This window comes from Trinickia sp. (assembly GCF_051953955.1).
Classification (GTDB): Bacteria; Pseudomonadota; Gammaproteobacteria; order Burkholderiales; family Burkholderiaceae; genus Trinickia.
The window spans coordinates 1-15,895 of the sequence record NZ_JBQCIF010000072.1; the positions used below are offsets into that span (position 1 = coordinate 1).

Sequence of the window (15,895 nt, forward strand, 5' to 3'; positions counted from 1 at the left end):
GCACTCGCCGGAGGAGTAAAAGGCTGTTCGACGTAGGCGAGTGCCCGCCCGCCCCACCGACCGCTACGGCGTATCCGGTCACCGTGCCGCCGAGGCACAACTGCGTCACCCAACGTCCAGACCAAGGGAAATTGGGGAAGCCGCCTCGAATGGCACAGGAGATCGCCTTGCCGCTTACGCAGCGTGCCGCGTCGCCCCGCCCGGCGTGCGCCACTTCGTGAGCAGATCGTTCCACTTCACGCGCACGGCCTTCAGGTTGTTCTCCTTCACATGGCCGTAGCCACGAATGCCATCGGGCAGATTCGCGAGATCGAGCGCGAGCGGCAGGTTGTCGGCCTTCACACCCGCGATGACTTCGCGCACGAGCGCTTCGTACTCGCCGATCAACGCACGCTCGGTGCGGCGCTCCTCGGTCTTGCCGAACAGATCGAACGCCGAGCCGCGCAGGAACTTCATCTTCGCGAGCAGCTTGAACGCCGACAGCATCCACGGGCCATACTGCTTCTTCACGAGATGGCCGTTCGCATCCTTCTTCGCCAACAGCGGCGGCGCGAGATGGTAGTTCAGCTTCCAATCTCCCTCGAACTGCTCCCGCAGCTTGGCTAGGAACGCCGGATCCGTCTGCAGGCGCGCCACTTCATACTCGTCCTTGTACGCCATCAGCTTGTACAGATTGCGCGCGACGGCTTCCGTGAGCGGCTCGCTCACGCCGCTGCCATCGGCAAGCGACGCTTGTTCGGCTGCACGCACTTGCGTCACGAGCGTTTCGTAACGCTTCGCATAGGCGGCATCCTGATAGGCCGTCAACCATTCGACACGCTTGGCGATCAGCGCATCGACCGACTTCTTCGTATGCAGCGAGATGACCGTCGCGCCCGCGTCTTGCGCCGCCGCAGCCGGTTTGGCCGCACGTTCGACGCTGGCAAGATCGAACGCGGCACGCCGGCCCCATTCGAACGCGGCCAAGTTCTTCTCGACCTGCACACCGTTCAACTCGATTGCCCGCACGAGCGAGCGATGCTCGAGCGGCAGCCACCCGCGCTGCCATGCATAACCGAGCACGAACGGGTTCGTGTAGATCGCATCGCCGAGCAGCGCCACGGCGAAGCGGTTCGCATCGACGACATCGACCTTGTCTCCGGCCGCCGCGCGCACGTCTTGCTCCGTGCTCGTGCCGGGGAACGTCCAGTTCGGGTTCTTGATGAACTCGGCCGTCGGCGTTTTAGAGCTATTGACGACGACGCGCGTCATGCCGAACTTCATGCGCGACGTGCATTCGTCGCCGGCCGTGACGATGGCATCGCAGCCGATGACGAGATTCGCTTCGCCCATCGCGATGCGCGTCGCATGGATATCGGTCGGCTTGCTCGCGATCTGGACGTGGCTCATGACGGCGCCGCCCTTTTGCGCGAGACCGGTCACGTCGAGCACGGTCACGCCCTTTTGCTCGAGATGCGCGGCCATGCCGAGCAGCGCACCGATCGTCACGACTCCCGTGCCGCCCACGCCCGTGACGAGCACGCCATAGGGGCGAGAGATCTCCGGCAGCGTCGGCTCGGGAATCTCGGGCAGGCCATCGCTCACCTTCGTGCCGAGCGATTTGGGCTTGCGCAGCTGGCCGCCCTCGACGGTCACGAAGCTCGGGCAAAAGCCCTTCAGGCACGAGAAGTCCTTGTTGCAGCTCGACTGATTGATCTGACGCTTCGTACCGAGCTCGGTTTCGAGCGGCTCCACCGAAAGGCAGTTCGACTGCACGGAGCAATCGCCGCATCCTTCGCAGACGGCTTCGTTGATGACGACGCGCCGCGCCGGATCGGGGAATTCGCCCTTCTTGCGGCGGCGCCGTTTCTCGGTCGCGCACGTTTGATCGTAGATGAGGATCGTCGTGCCCTCGATCTCGCGCAACTCGCGTTGCACGGCATCGAGCTCGTCGCGGTGGTGGATCGTGACGCCCAGTGCGAGTAGCGACGTGCCGCTGTATTTCTGCGGCTCGTCGGTGACGATGACGATCTTCCTTGCCCCTTCCGCCGCCAGTTGATGCGTGATCTGCGGCACGGTCAGCACGCCGTCGACGGGCTGGCCGCCCGTCATTGCGACGGCGTCGTTGTAGAGGATCTTGTAGGTGATGTTCGCTTTCGCGGCGATCGCTGCGCGAATCGCGAGCAAGCCCGAATGGAAATAGGTGCCGTCGCCGAGATTCGCGAATACGTGCTTCTCGTTCGTGAACGGCGCCTGGCCTGTCCATGCGACGCCTTCGCCGCCCATCTGGCTGAACGTGCTCGTATTGCGGTCCATCCAGACCGTCATATAGTGGCAGCCGATGCCGGCCATCGCGCGCGAGCCGTCGGGCACGTTCGTCGACGTGTTGTGCGGGCAGCCTGAGCAGAACCAGGGCTTGCGCTCCGCGGTGACGCGCGGCTTGGCCAGCGCTTTTTCCTTTGCGTCGATGACGCCCAGGCGTTCGGCGATGCGTTCACGCACGTCGGACGGAAGTTCGAACTTCTCGAGCCGCGTGGCGATCGCCTTCGCGATCAGTGCCGGCGAGAGCTCGTAATGCGCGGGCAGCAGCCAGTTGCCCATCGGCACCGACCATTCGCCGCCGGCACCGTCCTTTTCGTCGAACTTGCCGAACACGCGCGGACGCTGGCCGTCGGGCCAGTTGTACAGCTCTTCCTTGATGGCGTATTCGAGAATCTGACGCTTTTCTTCGACGACGAGAATTTCCTCGAGCCCGCGGGCGAACGCTTGCGCGCCTTGCGCTTCGAGCGGCCAGACGCAGCCGACCTTGTAGAGCCGAATGCCGATGCGCGAGCAGGTTTCGTCGTCGAGCCCCAGGTCGACGAGCGCCTGGCGCACGTCGAGGTAGGCCTTGCCGCCCGTGATGATGCCGAAGCGCGCATGCGGCGAATCGATCTCGACGCGGTCGAGCTTGTTCGCGCGCACGTAGGCGAGCGCCGCGTACCACTTGTAGTCGAGCAGCCGCGCTTCCTGAACGAGCGGTGGATCGGGCCAGCGAATGTTCAGGCCGCCTTCGGGCATCGCGAAGTCGCTCGGCAAGACGATTTGCGTGCGATGCGGATCGATGTCGACCGAGGCCGACGATTCCACGACGTCGGTCACGCACTTCATCGCGACCCAAAGCCCCGAGTAGCGGCTCATCGCCCAGCCGTGCAGGCCGAAGTCGAGATATTCCTGAACGTTCGACGGAAATAGCACGGGCAGGCCGCAGGCCTTGAAGATGTGCTCGGACTGGTGCGCGAGCGTCGAGGACTTGCAAGCGTGGTCGTCGCCGGCCAGCACGAGCACGCCGCCGTGCGGCGACGAGCCGGCCGAATTGCCGTGCTTGAGCACGTCGCCCGAGCGGTCCACGCCGGGGCCCTTGCCGTACCACATCGAGAAGACCCCGTCGTACTTGGCGCCGGGATAGAGATTGACCTGTTGCGTGCCCCAAACGGCGGTCGCGGCGAGATCTTCGTTGATCCCGGGCTGAAACACGACTTGATTGGCGGCGAGATGTTTCTTGGCTTTCCAGAGGGCGAGGTCGAGACCGCCGAGCGGGGAGCCGCGATAGCCGGAGATGAAACCGGCCGTATTGAGGCCGGCGGCGTGATCGCGCGCGTGTTGCAGCATCGGCAGGCGCACCAGCGCCTGAATGCCGCTCATGTAAGCGCGGCCGCGTTCGAGCGTGTATTTGTCGTCGAGCGTGACGGACGATAGCGCAGCTTCCAGCGAGGCTCGCTGACCTGCGTCTAGCGGGGCATTCATTTGTATTGACTCCTCAACCCTGTTTGGGATCACCAAAACGTCTCAGCCTCGGGCATCTTGTGGATGCGTCGGCCGGGGCCGCCATATTGACGGTTTTTTGGCGATGGTAGCACTGGTGGAAACCCGCCGCATCTGTCAAAAATAGTGCCATCGCTTACCTGGCAAGCCTTTCGCAGCGTCGCGCTGTCTCATAAGCGCTTGCGAAACGAGGCTGCGGACGCAGGTATCCGTCTGTAACGGCCGTAACGTCTTGTTTTTTGGCTGGAACGGCCGGATATGGCCTGGTCTAATTCGTCGACCCGCGCGGCATGGCGGGCGCGTGGCCCGGCACCGCACCGGTGCTTCGGGAGCACGAAGCGCGTCAGCGCGATGAATAAAAGGAGTACAGATGGAAAAGCGACACGTTCAAACGTTCTTGATGGTTTCCGCCGCATTTTTTGCGATGAACCTGCCGGTGCGCCAGGCACAAGCCGGTATGGTCTCGGCGGCGGTTTCGCGCACGATAGCGAAGGCGGGCATCGGTGCAGGGCCGGCAGAGCGCTGGGCCGCGTCGATGGGCGATGCACCGGCACGGCACACGCCGATCGCGCGCGCTAGCCGCAAGCATGTGTCGACGATCGAGACGGCATCGGCTTCGCAGCGCGCCGATGCGCGCGATGACGCGGGTGTCGAGTCGCTCCCGCTGATGTAATCACCGATGCGCGCGGCCCGCGGCGGCCGCGCCGGGCGTACCAGAGATACGGCGCGTTCACTGTTACGGTGGCCCGCGGCGGCAGTGAGCGGCCCGGAGCGACCCCGCATCGAACCGACCGCGCATCGGACCCGCCCCGCATCAGGCCCGCCGCACACTTCCGTTCAGGCCGCTCAGGCCTTGTCCTGCACGACCCCGCGCCGAATCTGGTCGAGCTCGATCGATTCGAACAACGCCTTGAAGTTGCCCTCCCCGAACCCCTGATTGCCCTTGCGCTGGATGATCTCGAAGAAGATCGGCCCGATCTGATTCTCGGTGAAGATCTGCAGCAGCAAATCGTCTTTGGCGCCGTCGATCAGGATCTTGCGCTTCTTCAGTTCGTCGAGCGGCTCCCTATGCCCCGGGATGCGGCGGTCGACGAGTTCATAGTAGGTGTCGATCGTGTCGAGCAGCTTGATCCCGGACGCGCGCAGGCCGTCCACGGTGCGATAGATATCTTTCGAGCCGAGCGCGATGTGTTGAATGCCTTCGCCGTGATAGGCGTCGAGATATTCCTGGATCTGGCCGGCCGTCTCCGAGCCTTCCTCGTTGATCGGGATACGGATCTTGCCGCACGGCGACGTCATCGCCTTCGATTTGACGCCCGTCACCTTGCCTTCGATATCGAAGTAGCGGATCTCGCGGAAATTGAATAGCCGCTCGTAGAACGCGGCCCATTCCCGCATGCGGCCGCGATGGACGTTGTGCGTCAGATGGTCGATGTAGGTGAGCCCGTGGCCGGCCGGCCGCGGGTTGGCACCCGGGATCGGTTCGAAGTCGACGTCATAGATATCGATGTCGCCGACGCTGCCGGGCTGCGCGCCGTTCTTCCCGCGCCAGCGATCGACGAAGTAGATGAGCGAATCGCCGATGCCTTTGATGGCGGGGATGTTGAGCTCCATCGGGCCCGTCTTGTTGTCGAAGCCCCAAGCGCCGAGCTCGAGCGCGTGCTTGTATGCCTTGGCGGCATCTTGCACGCGGAAGGCGATCGCGCAAATCGACGGACCGTGCAAGCGCGTGAAGCGTTGCGCGAACGAGTCGGGCTCGCCGTTGACGATGAAGTTGATATCGCCCTGGCGGTACAGCGTCACGTCTTTATGACGGTGGCGGGCGATCGCCGTGAAGCCCATTTGCTCGAACAGCGTGCCGAGCGCTTTCGGATCGGGGGCCGTGTACTCGATGAATTCGAAGCCGTCGGTGCCGACGGGGTTCTCCCACGTTTGAACTTGCATGTTCGTCTCCGGTTTGGATGTCGGCGAGTCGACGCTCGCGCCGACGGTACGCGTCAGCGTCGCGCTTTACTGATCACAATAGACGCAAGTGTATAGCGGGTGTGCAGGCGAAAATTTGCGATCTTCGTCGGTTGGCACTACGATTGCGCAATTTTGTGTCTCGAGCGAATCGAGCGGAGTGAGAAAATGGCCGAGATCGAACTCGATGCGGTGGACAGGCGCATCCTCGCGTTTTTGCAGGAAAACGGGCGAGCCTCGAATCAGGACATCGCCGAACGCGTGAACCTCTCGCCGAGCCCGTGTCTGCGGCGCATCCGGCGGCTCGAGGAGGCGGGCATCATTCGCGGCTACGTGGCGCTGCTCGATCCGCAAAAGCTGGGCCTTGGGCTGCTCGCATACGTCAACGTGCGCTTGGAAAAGCGCGGCGGCGCAACGGGGCACGCGGGGACGACGCATGCCGAACTGTTTCGCGCCGCGGTGCAATCGTGGCCGGAAGTCGTTGCTTGCCACGCGATGACCGGCGAGATGGACTATCTATTGCGCGTGCAGGTGAAGGACATGGCGCACTTCTCGCACTTCGTGCAGGATCAGTTGCTGCACCATCCGTCCGTGATCGACGTCAAAACGAGCTTCGCGCTCGAATCGTTCAAGGAGACGACGGCGCTGCCGATCGTTTGAAGGCCGCCGCGCCGTTCGCCATGCGGGCCGCGCAAAAGGAACGAGGCGGCCGAAGCCGCCTCGTTGTGCGCGCCGCACAGGGGAGAGCGGCGCGCGAGGGGGAAGGTAGGCCTTAGGCGAGCACGTCGGCTTCGTCTTCGGCCGGCATCATCGCTTCGATGATGCGTGCGGTATTGCGCGTCTGGCGCTTGATTGCATAATCGAACGCGGCCGCTTGTTCCTGGAGCATTTCCGTGATGATGCTCGCTTGATCGGCCGGCGGCAGCGTCAAGTAGGCGTCGGCGCTGCCGTAGGCGTACTCGATCTTCATGCCCGCCTTCTTGGCGATGTGCATCATCGTCGTGTTGCGCGAGAGGCAGTACATATAGAGCGTCGTGACGCGTGTGTTGCGGCTGCGAATGGCGGCGCGCTCGAACAACTGCGAGCCGACGCCGATGCCGCGCGAGCGTTCGAGCACCGATACGCCGAATTCGGCCGTGCGCCGATCGCCGTCGGCGGGCAAGTAGGCCAAATGGCCGACGCCGACGAGTTCGAGCCGATGATCGTAGACGCCGAACACCGTATCGCGTGCGAAGTCGATCGACCGCACGTAGTTCTCGATGACGTGGTCGGGGGCGGCTTGGCCGAAGCGCAGCAGGCGATCGTCGTCGCCGAGCGCGAGAAAGTGGGCGAGCAACTGCTCGCGATCGCCGGCCGTCAGCTCGCGCACGAGTACGGGGGCACGATGGGCCGCCTGCGAGGCGCTGTCGTGCTGCTCGATCGATGCGCTGGCGCGTGTGGATGGTTGCGGGTTCATCGTGGGTTCCTCCTTTTCGTCATGCGCCCGTGCTGCAGCGCAATGTGAATTTTACCCGATCCGCATCTTCCTGTTAGGGAAAACCCGAGTCTTCACCCGAGGAGCGCCTCTATTGAGTCTAAAAATCGGCCTAACTTACTGATTTTTAGCGGTAAACGCGCTGTTGCAAAAGCGCGTCGAGTCGATTTGACCGACGAAATGGTGCGATGGCGAATGCTGCGATGCAGCGTTCGCGAAGGGGCTATACGACGACTAGGGGACGAGCCCGTTCTCCAGAAGGCCGATGACTTGGTCGGCAAAGTCGCGGTAGCCGAGCCGGCCGCCCGGCTTCAGCCAAGTGAAAGTCCAATTGATCATCCCGAACACCATCATCGTGACGGCCGTTTGGTTTTCTTTCGAGACGCGTTCCGGATAGGCGCGAGCCAGTTGCCGTGCAAACGCCGCGACGATGTCGCGCTGGCGATCGAGCACGACCTCGCGCTGGGCATCGACCAAGTACTTGACGTCGTTGAGCAGGGCCACGTGCCGGCTGTGCGACGTTTCATACTCCGCCAGGAACGCGCGAACGAGCTCCGCGAACGTCTCGCGCTCGGTCAGCCCGCGCCGTTGGCTCGAGCCTTCGACCTCGGCGATGATGAGCATGAGCCGTTTCGTGTAGCGATCGAGCAGATCGAACAGAATCGCTTCCTTGCTTTCGTAGTAGTGGTAAAGGCGTGCTTTCGACGTGCCGCTGGCCGCGGCGAGGTCGGCCATGGACGTGCTCGGATAACTCGTTTGCGCAAAGGCGGACGCGGCGAGTTCGAGAATCTGCTCGCGCTGGGTTTCGTGATCGGGTGCTCGGGTACGGGCCATGATGTCGTCGTCGTTATAGGCCGGCTGAGGCGCGAGCAATCGGGGGAGTCGTGATCGTCGCTGTTACGCGTCGCTCGCCGGGCGAGGGAACCATCCGCTCGCCCAGTGTGCCGCGCGCCGTGGCCGCCGCGGCGCTAGTTTACGCGAAACGCGGCGCTGGTCAGCGTTCGTCGTAGCTCACGACGACGCGCTCGGTGACGGGATGGCACTGACACGTCAACACGAACCCGTCGCGGATTTCCTGTTCCTCGAGCGTGTAGTTCTTGTCCATCCTCACCTCGCCTTCGAGCACTTTGGCCCGGCAGGTGCAACATACGCCGCCCTTGCAGGCATATGGCAGCGCCAAGCCCGCATGCAGCCCGACGTCGAGCAGGCTCGCGCCCTCGTAGGGCAGCCGCAGCTTGCGTCGATTGCCGTCGATGACGATTTCGAGCTCGGCGGCCGGCGTTTGTTCGGTGATCTCGACGACGGGGGCACCGGCCTGCGGCAGCGGCGTGCCGAAGCGCTCGACATGGATTTTCGAATCGGCGACGCCCGCGGCTTTGAGCGCCGCTTCAGCGGCATCCATCATCGGAGCCGGCCCGCAAATGAACGCTTCGTCGATCGACTCGGCCGGAACGAGCGTCTCGAGGAAGGCGGCGCACTTGGCCTGATCGAGCACCCCGTTGAAGAGATCGACGTCCTGCATGTCGTCGGAGAGCACGTTGTAGAGAACCAACCGGCTCATGTAGCGGTTCTTCAGATCTTCGAGCTCCTCCGCGAACATGATCGCATCGACGCTGCGATTGCCGTAGACGAGCGTGAACGTGCTGCGCGGCTCGACGTCGAGCGTCGTCTTGACGATCGCTAGGACGGGCGTGATGCCCGAGCCCCCGGAGAAAGCGACGTATTGCTTGCCTTGTTCGGCATTCAAATGCGTGAAGAAGCGGCCGTCGGGCGTCATGACGTCGACGACGTGGCCGGGTTGCAGCGTATCGAACGCGAAGTTCGAAAAGCGGCCGCCGCGCACGCGCTTGATCCCGATGCGCAGTTCACCGTTGCGATCGTAGTCGGTCACGCCGACGCAGATCGAGTAGGAGCGCCGCGTCTCCTCGCCGTCGACGTGCGCCTTCAGCGTCACGAATTGCCCTTGCGTGAAGCGGTAAGCCTCGCGCAACTCGGGCGGCACCTCGAACGAAACGGAAACCGCATCGGCCGTCTCGGGCCGCACCTCGCGGATGCGCAGTGAATGAAATCGCGGGGAAGCGCCAGCCTCCCGCCGGGCCGTCCCAAGGGAGGCTGGCGCCCCTCCCGGGGGCAGCGAACGGTAGTGAGCGTGGGAGTCGTTCATGTTTAGTACGGTTTGAAGTAGTCGAAGGGTTCGCGGCAGTCCACACACCGATAGAGCGCCTTGCAGGCCGTTGAGCCGAATTGCGACAAGCGCTCGGTGTGCGCCGAGCCGCAGCGCGGGCAGCTCGGGGAGGCGTCGGCGCGCGGCACGAAGCGAATCGCTTGCTCATGGCCGGCGACGGCCGTGCTCGCGCAACGGCCGCTCGGCGGCGCGATGCCGTAGGCTCGCAGTTTTTCGCGCGCGGGCGGCGTGATCCAATCGGTGGTCCACGCAGGTGCGAGCACCGTCTTTATCCTGTGGGGCGTCAGGCCCGCCGCTTCCAGCGCATGTGCGATGTCTTCGGCGATGTGCGCCATCGCCGGGCACCCCGAGTAGGTTGGCGTGATGACCACTTCGAGCACGCCGTCCTCGGTCCGCGCCACGCCGCGCAAGATGCCGAGTTCACGAATCGACACGACGGGAATCTCGGGATCGGGGACCGATTCGAGCACGGACCAGGCGCGCTCGAGCGCCTCGTCGTTCGCCGCTGCCGGCATGGCGTCGCTTTGGGCAAGATTCGAAGAGCTCGACATATCGCTGACCGTGGGCTGAGAACGAAGAAGACGTGGCGTGGACGGCGCGTGCGCGATCACCAAGTCGCGCCCGGATGCTGGCGCGCGAGGCTCTGCATCTCCGCCAGCAAGAAGCCCATATGCTCCGAATGCTCGCCGTGCTTGCCCGTCGTCACGTGGGCGACGGGTGCGGGTAGTGTCAGTGTGGCCTCATCGAGTGCTGCCTGCACGTCGCGCAGCCAAGCCGATTCGAAATCGGCGGCACGCACGCCGATGCCCGCCGCCGCCACGGCCTGCTCGAGCGGATCGGCCGCGAAGCATTCGCGCATATAGGGCATCAGATAGTCGAGCGCCGCCTGCGCGCGCCGGTGCGATTCCTCGGTGCCGTCGCCCAAGCGCACGAGCCAATCGCGCGCGTGCGTCACCTGGTAGCGCGTTTCCTTGATCGACTTCGACGCGATCGCCGCGAGCTGCGCGTCCTTCGAGCTTTCGAGGGCCGCCCAGACATGCGCCATCAACGCGGTGTAGAGGTAGTTGCGCACGATCGTGACCGCGTAGTCGCGATCGCCGCGCGCCGTCCCCGCGAGCGGCCCGCAGTGGGGCAATTCGACGAGCGTATAGTTCGCGAACTCGCGCTCGGTGCGGAAGTAGGCGTAGTCGTCTTCGGTCTTGGCCGTTCCCGTCAGCGCCTGCTCGAGCGTCGCCGCGTGCGAGTAAAGCATGCGCGCTTGGCCGATGAGGTCGAGGCTCATGTTCGCGAGCGCGATGTCCTCTTCGAGCACCGGACCGTGGCCGCACCATTCGGCGTTGCGCTGGCCGAGGATCAATGCGTTGTCGGCGAGGCGCAGCACGTAGGAGAGATGTTCGGGCGTGGTGGTCATGACACGGTTACATGTGGTTGACTGCGTCGGGCAGCGTATAGAACGTCGGGTGGCGATAGATCTTGTCGCCGGCCGGCTCGAACAGGTCCGCCTTGTCGTTCGGATCGGACGCCGTGATCGCCGCGGCGGGCACGACCCAAATGCTGACGCCCTCTTGGCGCCGCGTGTAGACGTCGCGCGCCATGCGCAGCGCCATCGACGCATCCGCGGCGTGCAGGCTGCCGCAGTGCTTATGATCGAGGCCCTGCTTGCTGCGCACGAAGACTTCCCAAATCGGCCATTCCTTGTTCATGAACTCACTCCTGAATGTTTGGCTATGCATGGTTTGCGTGACGAGCGGCACCGGCGGCTCGCAGCGGGTCGTAGCGGCTCCTAGCGGCCCGTCACGCCGCGGCTTGCTGCGCGCGGGCGCGGGCTTTTTCCGCGTGGGCGAGGGCTGCCTCGCGCACCCAGGCGCCATCCTCGTGGGCCTTCACGCGCGTCGCGAGACGCTCCTTGTTGCAGGGGCCGTCGCCGTTCACGACGCGCCAGAATTCTTCCCAGTCGATCGCGCCGTAGTCGTAATGACCGCGCGCCTCGTTCCACGCGAGATCGGGGTCGGGCAGCGTCACGCCGAGCACCTTCGCCTGCGCAACCGTCGCATCGACGAACTTTTGCCGCAGATCGTCGTTGGAAATGCGCTTGATGCCCCACTTCGCCGATTGATTGCTGTGGACCGAATCCTTATCGCTCGGCCCGAACATCATCAAGACGGGCCACCACCAGCGATCCACGGCCTGCTGGACGAGCTCGCGCTGCGCGCGCGTGCCCTTCATCATCGACATCAGCGCGTCGAAGCCTTGACGCTGGTGGAACGACTCCTCCTTGCAGATGCGGATCATGGCTCGCGCATAGGGGCCGTAGGTGCAGCGGCAAAGCGGAATCTGATTCATGATCGCGGCGCCGTCGACGAGCCAGCCGATCACGCCGACATCCGCCCAAGTCGGCGTCGGATAGTTGAAGATGCTCGAATATTTCGCGCGCCCGCTGTTCAGGGCGTCGACGAGATCGTCCCGCGATACGCCCAGCGTTTCGGCGGCGCTGTAGAGATAAAGGCCATGTCCGCCCTCGTCCTGCACTTTCGCGAGCAAGATGGCCTTGCGCTTCAGGCTCGGCGCGCGCGAGATCCAGTTGCCTTCGGGCAACATGCCGACGATTTCCGAGTGCGCGTGCTGCGAGATTTGCCGCACGAGCGTCTTACGGTACGCGTCCGGCATCCAGTCTTGGGGCTCGATCTTGCCGTCCGCCGCAACGACGGCGTCGAAGCGTCCTTGCTCGGGAGCAAGCGCGCCCGTGTCGAGCGCGGCGACGTTGCCCGGAATGTCGAGTGATTGCGTATACATGGGGACAATCCCGTTTCGGAGTTGTATGTTGACGCGAGTATAAACCAACCGACCGGTCGGTCAATAAATTTATTTGAGATCGGCTCGATGAGGCGGCGGAAGGCGGGGCGGGGGGAAAGCGACGAAAGGGGCGGCCAACGGCACGGCCATGGGCTGCTAGACTGAACGTATCCGTCCTATATTCCACCGTCTCGCATAGCGACCATGACGACCGTCTATTTCGTGAAGACCGGCGAGCAGTACCTCTGCCCGGGCGAAGATGGCGACGTCGGTATGACGCCGTCGTTCGAGGAAGCCGAGCGCTTCCTCTCGTATGAAGATGCGGAGAATGCCGCGCGCCGGAACGCCGAACCCGGCTACGAGATCATCACCCAGCACCGGGAGTGATGCCGCAGGCACGCAGCATAGTGCTACTGAGCCATGCCCCACGACACGAGCACGGCGTGGATGCTGCGCGCGTAGCGATCGCGCAGCGACGGCGTCTCGGAGTGATACGCGCCGATGGCATGCCAGGTGTTGCCGTAGCGGATCATCTTCTGCTTGAGCATCCAGGCGGCGACGTAGGTATTGACGCAAGCGTCCTTGAGCGCGCCCGGCGGCACCCCGTAACGCCGCAGTTCCGCGAAATGCACCGAGTTGATCTGCGCCTGGCCTACGTCGATGCTGCCGTCCGCGTTGCGGTGAACGGCGCTCGGGTCGCCTTTCGATTCGTACCAGGCGATCGCGCGCAGGATCATCGGGTTGACGCCCTGATAGGCGCCCGCGCGGGCGAAGCAGTCGTCATCGGCCGCATGGGCGGCGCTCGAGCCCGACAGGAGGCAAACGGCAACCGCGGCGGCGATACCGAGCTTCGCCGCCCCGCAGCGAAGCGTGGAGAAGGGCAAAAATGGCGGCATGACGATGAGCTCCTATCGGTGAGGCGCGGGGCTATCGGGTCAAGGCGACCGAAACGGCGTCGGCGCCCACGCGTCCTTCGCGCGCCGTATTGTGCAGCGCCTCGTCGAGCTTGCGATCCACCTCGGTCAAATACGCCTGGGACTCGTCGCTGACGACCATTCGCACGCTCGTCTCGGCCACGCTTCGGTGCGGCGCCGCGCGGCGGCCCCGTTTGCCGGAACGATGCGCGCTGCCGACGGCGGGTGCTTCTTCAATTTGCTCGGCGGCGGATGGCGGCAGCGAAGCGAGCGAGGGCAGCGGTGGGAACAGCTGGTTGGGACCCGCGCCTTCCGCGGGAGGCTTGGCGGACAGAGCGGCAGCATTGCCTAGCGCATTCGTTTGCGCCTGCGCCGGCGGCATGGCCGCGAAGCCGAAAGCGCAGGTCAGCGCGAGTGCGGTACGCGAAATCATGGGCGTCTCCGGAAGCTATTCGGTGGGCAGGACTTGCACGCTGTACGGCTGGCAACTGCCGGCCGTGACGTTTTCGATGCTGACCGCGCTTGCGCGTCCCGGCGCGATGCCGCGCTTGACCGATTGATTCAAATACGTGAAATCCTGTGCCAAGGCGGCGATGACGATCCGCGTCGGCTGCGGCTGCCGCGAAGCGAGCGTCCCGACCTTCACGAGCACTTCGGTCAAATGAGGATCGCGCGCGCCGAGCGCGTCGGCGGGAATCGCGATGTCGACGAGTTTGGCGGCTGCGTGAGCATGGGCCGTTGCGGCCGATGACTGGCCGTCGTTCGATCGCGAGGCCTGCATCTGCGCGCATCCGGATAGCGCAGCGACCACAAGAAGACAGATGAAGGCTTTCACGGTGATCTCCAACACTAGAAAGTGCGTTATCGGCAGTGCGGCCCCAATGATTAAAACCGACGAATGCAAAATCCTCCGGACCGGAGCCGACCCGAAAGCGTGAGCACCTTGCCCTGGCGGTGCGTTCGAAGCGCCGCGCGTGCGCCGGCCAAAGCCCCGACCGGACGGCATATAAGTAAATACTCCCATCAAACAAGTCGCTTTGTCTCTGCTTGTGATCCGCATCGCCGCCGCCAACCGGGGAGAGGCTGCTCGCCGCCGGCGGGCTGGCCGCTCAATGGACGCTCGCGACGGATTCTCTTATCGTGGCCGCGCGCGTCAGGCACAATCGCCGTTTGGTCTCGTTCCGGTTCGTCCGATTTCCGCACCCATGCTTGCTCGTTCCATTCCGCGCGTGCTCGGCGCTTTGGCAGCGCTGTTGTCTTCCACGATGATTTCATGGCCCGCGCATGCGGCGGCGCCGACGCAGCCTCCGAGCGGCTGGGTGACCGCCTGGGCGACGGCCTTGCAATCGATCCCCGATATTTCCGACCCGCCACCGCTTTATCGGACGCCGGACGTGGCCGGCCGCACGGTCCGGCAGATCATCTATCCCACCGTTTCGGGACGTGGCGTGCGCGTTCGGATCAGCAACGTCTATGGGCGCGGGCCGCTGACGCTGACCGACGTGAGCCTTGCTCGCTCCGCGGGCGGCGCGGCAATCGAGCCGGGCACGATGGTGCGGTTGACGTTCGGGGGCAAGCCCTCGATTACGCTGAAGCCGGGCGCCGAGACCGACACCGATTGGGCTGAAGCGGAACTGACCGCTGGCGAACCGTACGCCGTCAGCCTCGTTGCCGGGCCGCACCAGACGCTGACTGCTTGGCATCGGGTCGCGAATCAAGTCAATTACGTGTCGACGGACGGCGATCACGCCGCGGATACGGCGTCGAGCGCGTACCCGCGCAAGTTCACCGAATCGGCATGGGTCAGCGCGCTCGACGTGCGTGCACCGAACGCGAGGGCGGTTGCCGCGATCGGCGATTCGATTACCGACGGTTTGCGTTCCAGCCTGAACCGGAACCACCGCTGGCCCGACGCGTTCGCACGCCGTCTCGGGCAAGCCGGCATGGCGCAAACGGCGGTGCTCAATCTCGGCATCAGCGGCAACCGGCTGCTCAGCGATTCGCCGTGCTACGGCGAGGCGCTCGGCCGGCGCTTCGAGCGCGATGCGCTGGGGCACGGTGGCGTAGGCGCCGTAATCGTTCTGATTGGGATCAACGACATCAATTTCGCCTCGATGCCGCCACGCGCCGGCCTGGACTGCGACTTTCCGCACACTGCCGTGACGGCGCGTGATCTGACCGACGGCTATCGGCGATTGATCGAGCGCGCGCATCGCAGCGGCGTGCGCATCTTCGGTGCAACGCTGACGCCGGCATCGCTGCCGCCGGCGCGCGAGGCGGTCCGCACGGCCGTGAACGACTGGATCCGGACGAGCCGGGCGTTCGACGGTGTGGTCGATTTCGATGCGGCGCTGCGCGACACTGCGCATCCGGACCGCCTGCAGCGCCGCTTCGACAGCGGCGATCACATTCACCCGAGCGACGAGGGCTACGCGGCGATGGCCGCCGCCGTGCCGCTCGAATCGATCGAGGCGGCGGTGCATCGGTAAATAAAAAATATGTGCGACACACCCTTGTCATGTGCGGTGTGTTTGACCTATGATTCGCATCCTCCTTTGAGGGGCGGCGACGAAGCGGCGCCGGCGGCAACAGGTTTTAAGCGGTGAGTTAAAAAAACTGTTGACGCGATGTGAAAGACTCTGCATAATCTCGTTTCTCTGCTGCTGATGCAGCAACGCAAGACGGGCGGTGCTAGAAGGAAGTTCTTCGGTGCGGCTGACGGTTGAGCGACGCGATCTTTAAAAATTTACAGCCGATAAGTGTGGGCGCTTGATGGCGAACGCG

16 protein-coding genes are annotated in these 15,895 nt (G+C 64.3%); 4 read left to right on the plus strand and 12 right to left on the minus strand.

What is annotated here, in order from left to right:
• Positions 1 to 174: 174 nt before the first annotated feature.
• Positions 175 to 3,765 carry an indolepyruvate ferredoxin oxidoreductase family protein gene (locus tag ACTHNZ_RS13380; RefSeq protein ID WP_440542983.1) on the minus strand — a complete coding sequence of 1,197 codons (3,591 nt, stop codon included), beginning with the start codon at positions 3,763 to 3,765 and terminating at the stop codon, positions 175 to 177.
• 388 nt (positions 3,766 to 4,153) lie between these two features.
• On the opposite strand from ACTHNZ_RS13380, the gene ACTHNZ_RS13385 reads away from it, so the two are divergent.
• The gene (locus tag ACTHNZ_RS13385) at positions 4,154 to 4,456 is read left to right on the plus strand and encodes a hypothetical protein (RefSeq protein ID WP_440542984.1); all 303 of its coding nucleotides are present in this window, start codon (positions 4,154 to 4,156) and stop codon (positions 4,454 to 4,456) included.
• A gap of 173 nt (positions 4,457 to 4,629) precedes the next feature.
• Here ACTHNZ_RS13385 and hppD read toward each other — a convergent pair whose 3' ends face one another.
• Positions 4,630 to 5,727: a 4-hydroxyphenylpyruvate dioxygenase gene (gene hppD, locus ACTHNZ_RS13390; RefSeq protein ID WP_440542985.1), complete on the minus strand. Its 1,098-nt coding sequence runs from the start codon at positions 5,725 to 5,727 to the stop codon at positions 4,630 to 4,632.
• 186 nt (positions 5,728 to 5,913) lie between these two features.
• On the opposite strand from hppD, the gene ACTHNZ_RS13395 reads away from it, so the two are divergent.
• Positions 5,914 to 6,405, plus strand: a complete 492-nt coding sequence (locus tag ACTHNZ_RS13395; RefSeq protein ID WP_440542986.1) for an Lrp/AsnC family transcriptional regulator — start codon at positions 5,914 to 5,916, stop codon at positions 6,403 to 6,405.
• Between the two features lie 112 nt (positions 6,406 to 6,517).
• On the opposite strand, the gene ACTHNZ_RS13400 is transcribed toward ACTHNZ_RS13395, so the two are convergent.
• The 7 genes from ACTHNZ_RS13400 to paaA form a co-directional block, all read right to left on the minus strand.
• Positions 6,518 to 7,201, minus strand: a complete 684-nt coding sequence (locus tag ACTHNZ_RS13400; protein WP_440542987.1) for a GNAT family N-acetyltransferase — start codon at positions 7,199 to 7,201, stop codon at positions 6,518 to 6,520.
• A 252-nt stretch (positions 7,202 to 7,453) separates the two neighbouring features.
• Positions 7,454 to 8,053 carry a TetR/AcrR family transcriptional regulator gene (locus tag ACTHNZ_RS13405; RefSeq protein WP_440542988.1) on the minus strand — a complete coding sequence of 200 codons (600 nt, stop codon included), beginning with the start codon at positions 8,051 to 8,053 and terminating at the stop codon, positions 7,454 to 7,456.
• Positions 8,054 to 8,213: 160 nt separating this feature from the next.
• Positions 8,214 to 9,383, minus strand: a complete 1,170-nt coding sequence (gene paaE, locus ACTHNZ_RS13410; protein ID WP_440542989.1) for a 1,2-phenylacetyl-CoA epoxidase subunit PaaE — start codon at positions 9,381 to 9,383, stop codon at positions 8,214 to 8,216.
• A 2-nt stretch (positions 9,384 to 9,385) separates the two neighbouring features.
• The gene (gene paaD, locus ACTHNZ_RS13415; protein WP_440542990.1) at positions 9,386 to 9,955 is read right to left on the minus strand and encodes a 1,2-phenylacetyl-CoA epoxidase subunit PaaD; all 570 of its coding nucleotides are present in this window, start codon (positions 9,953 to 9,955) and stop codon (positions 9,386 to 9,388) included.
• A gap of 56 nt (positions 9,956 to 10,011) precedes the next feature.
• Complete coding sequence (gene paaC, locus ACTHNZ_RS13420; protein WP_440542991.1) at positions 10,012 to 10,815, minus strand: 1,2-phenylacetyl-CoA epoxidase subunit PaaC; 804 nt, start codon at positions 10,813 to 10,815, stop codon at positions 10,012 to 10,014.
• Between the two features lie 7 nt (positions 10,816 to 10,822).
• The gene (paaB, locus tag ACTHNZ_RS13425) at positions 10,823 to 11,107 is read right to left on the minus strand and encodes a 1,2-phenylacetyl-CoA epoxidase subunit PaaB (RefSeq protein WP_115534033.1); all 285 of its coding nucleotides are present in this window, start codon (positions 11,105 to 11,107) and stop codon (positions 10,823 to 10,825) included.
• A 91-nt stretch (positions 11,108 to 11,198) separates the two neighbouring features.
• Positions 11,199 to 12,197 carry a 1,2-phenylacetyl-CoA epoxidase subunit PaaA gene (gene paaA, locus ACTHNZ_RS13430; protein WP_440542992.1) on the minus strand — a complete coding sequence of 333 codons (999 nt, stop codon included), beginning with the start codon at positions 12,195 to 12,197 and terminating at the stop codon, positions 11,199 to 11,201.
• 204 nt (positions 12,198 to 12,401) lie between these two features.
• On the opposite strand from paaA, the gene ACTHNZ_RS13435 reads away from it, so the two are divergent.
• Positions 12,402 to 12,584, plus strand: coding sequence for a hypothetical protein (locus ACTHNZ_RS13435; RefSeq protein WP_440542993.1), 183 nt, complete (start codon positions 12,402 to 12,404; stop codon positions 12,582 to 12,584).
• Positions 12,585 to 12,607: 23 nt separating this feature from the next.
• On the opposite strand, the gene ACTHNZ_RS13440 is transcribed toward ACTHNZ_RS13435, so the two are convergent.
• The 3 genes from ACTHNZ_RS13440 to ACTHNZ_RS13450 are packed head-to-tail and all read right to left on the minus strand — an operon-like array spanning position 12,608 to position 13,946.
• Positions 12,608 to 13,093, minus strand: a complete 486-nt coding sequence (locus ACTHNZ_RS13440) for a lytic transglycosylase domain-containing protein (RefSeq protein WP_440542994.1) — start codon at positions 13,091 to 13,093, stop codon at positions 12,608 to 12,610.
• 31 nt (positions 13,094 to 13,124) lie between these two features.
• Positions 13,125 to 13,544, minus strand: coding sequence for a hypothetical protein (locus ACTHNZ_RS13445; protein ID WP_440542995.1), 420 nt, complete (start codon positions 13,542 to 13,544; stop codon positions 13,125 to 13,127).
• A gap of 15 nt (positions 13,545 to 13,559) precedes the next feature.
• Complete coding sequence (locus ACTHNZ_RS13450; RefSeq protein WP_440542996.1) at positions 13,560 to 13,946, minus strand: hypothetical protein; 387 nt, start codon at positions 13,944 to 13,946, stop codon at positions 13,560 to 13,562.
• Between the two features lie 370 nt (positions 13,947 to 14,316).
• Here ACTHNZ_RS13450 and ACTHNZ_RS13455 point away from each other — a divergent pair, with 370 nt between their 5' ends.
• Positions 14,317 to 15,600 (plus strand): SGNH/GDSL hydrolase family protein, encoded by a 1,284-nt coding sequence (locus ACTHNZ_RS13455; RefSeq protein WP_440542997.1) that lies wholly within the window; start codon positions 14,317 to 14,319, stop codon positions 15,598 to 15,600.
• Positions 15,601 to 15,895 lie beyond the last annotated feature (295 nt).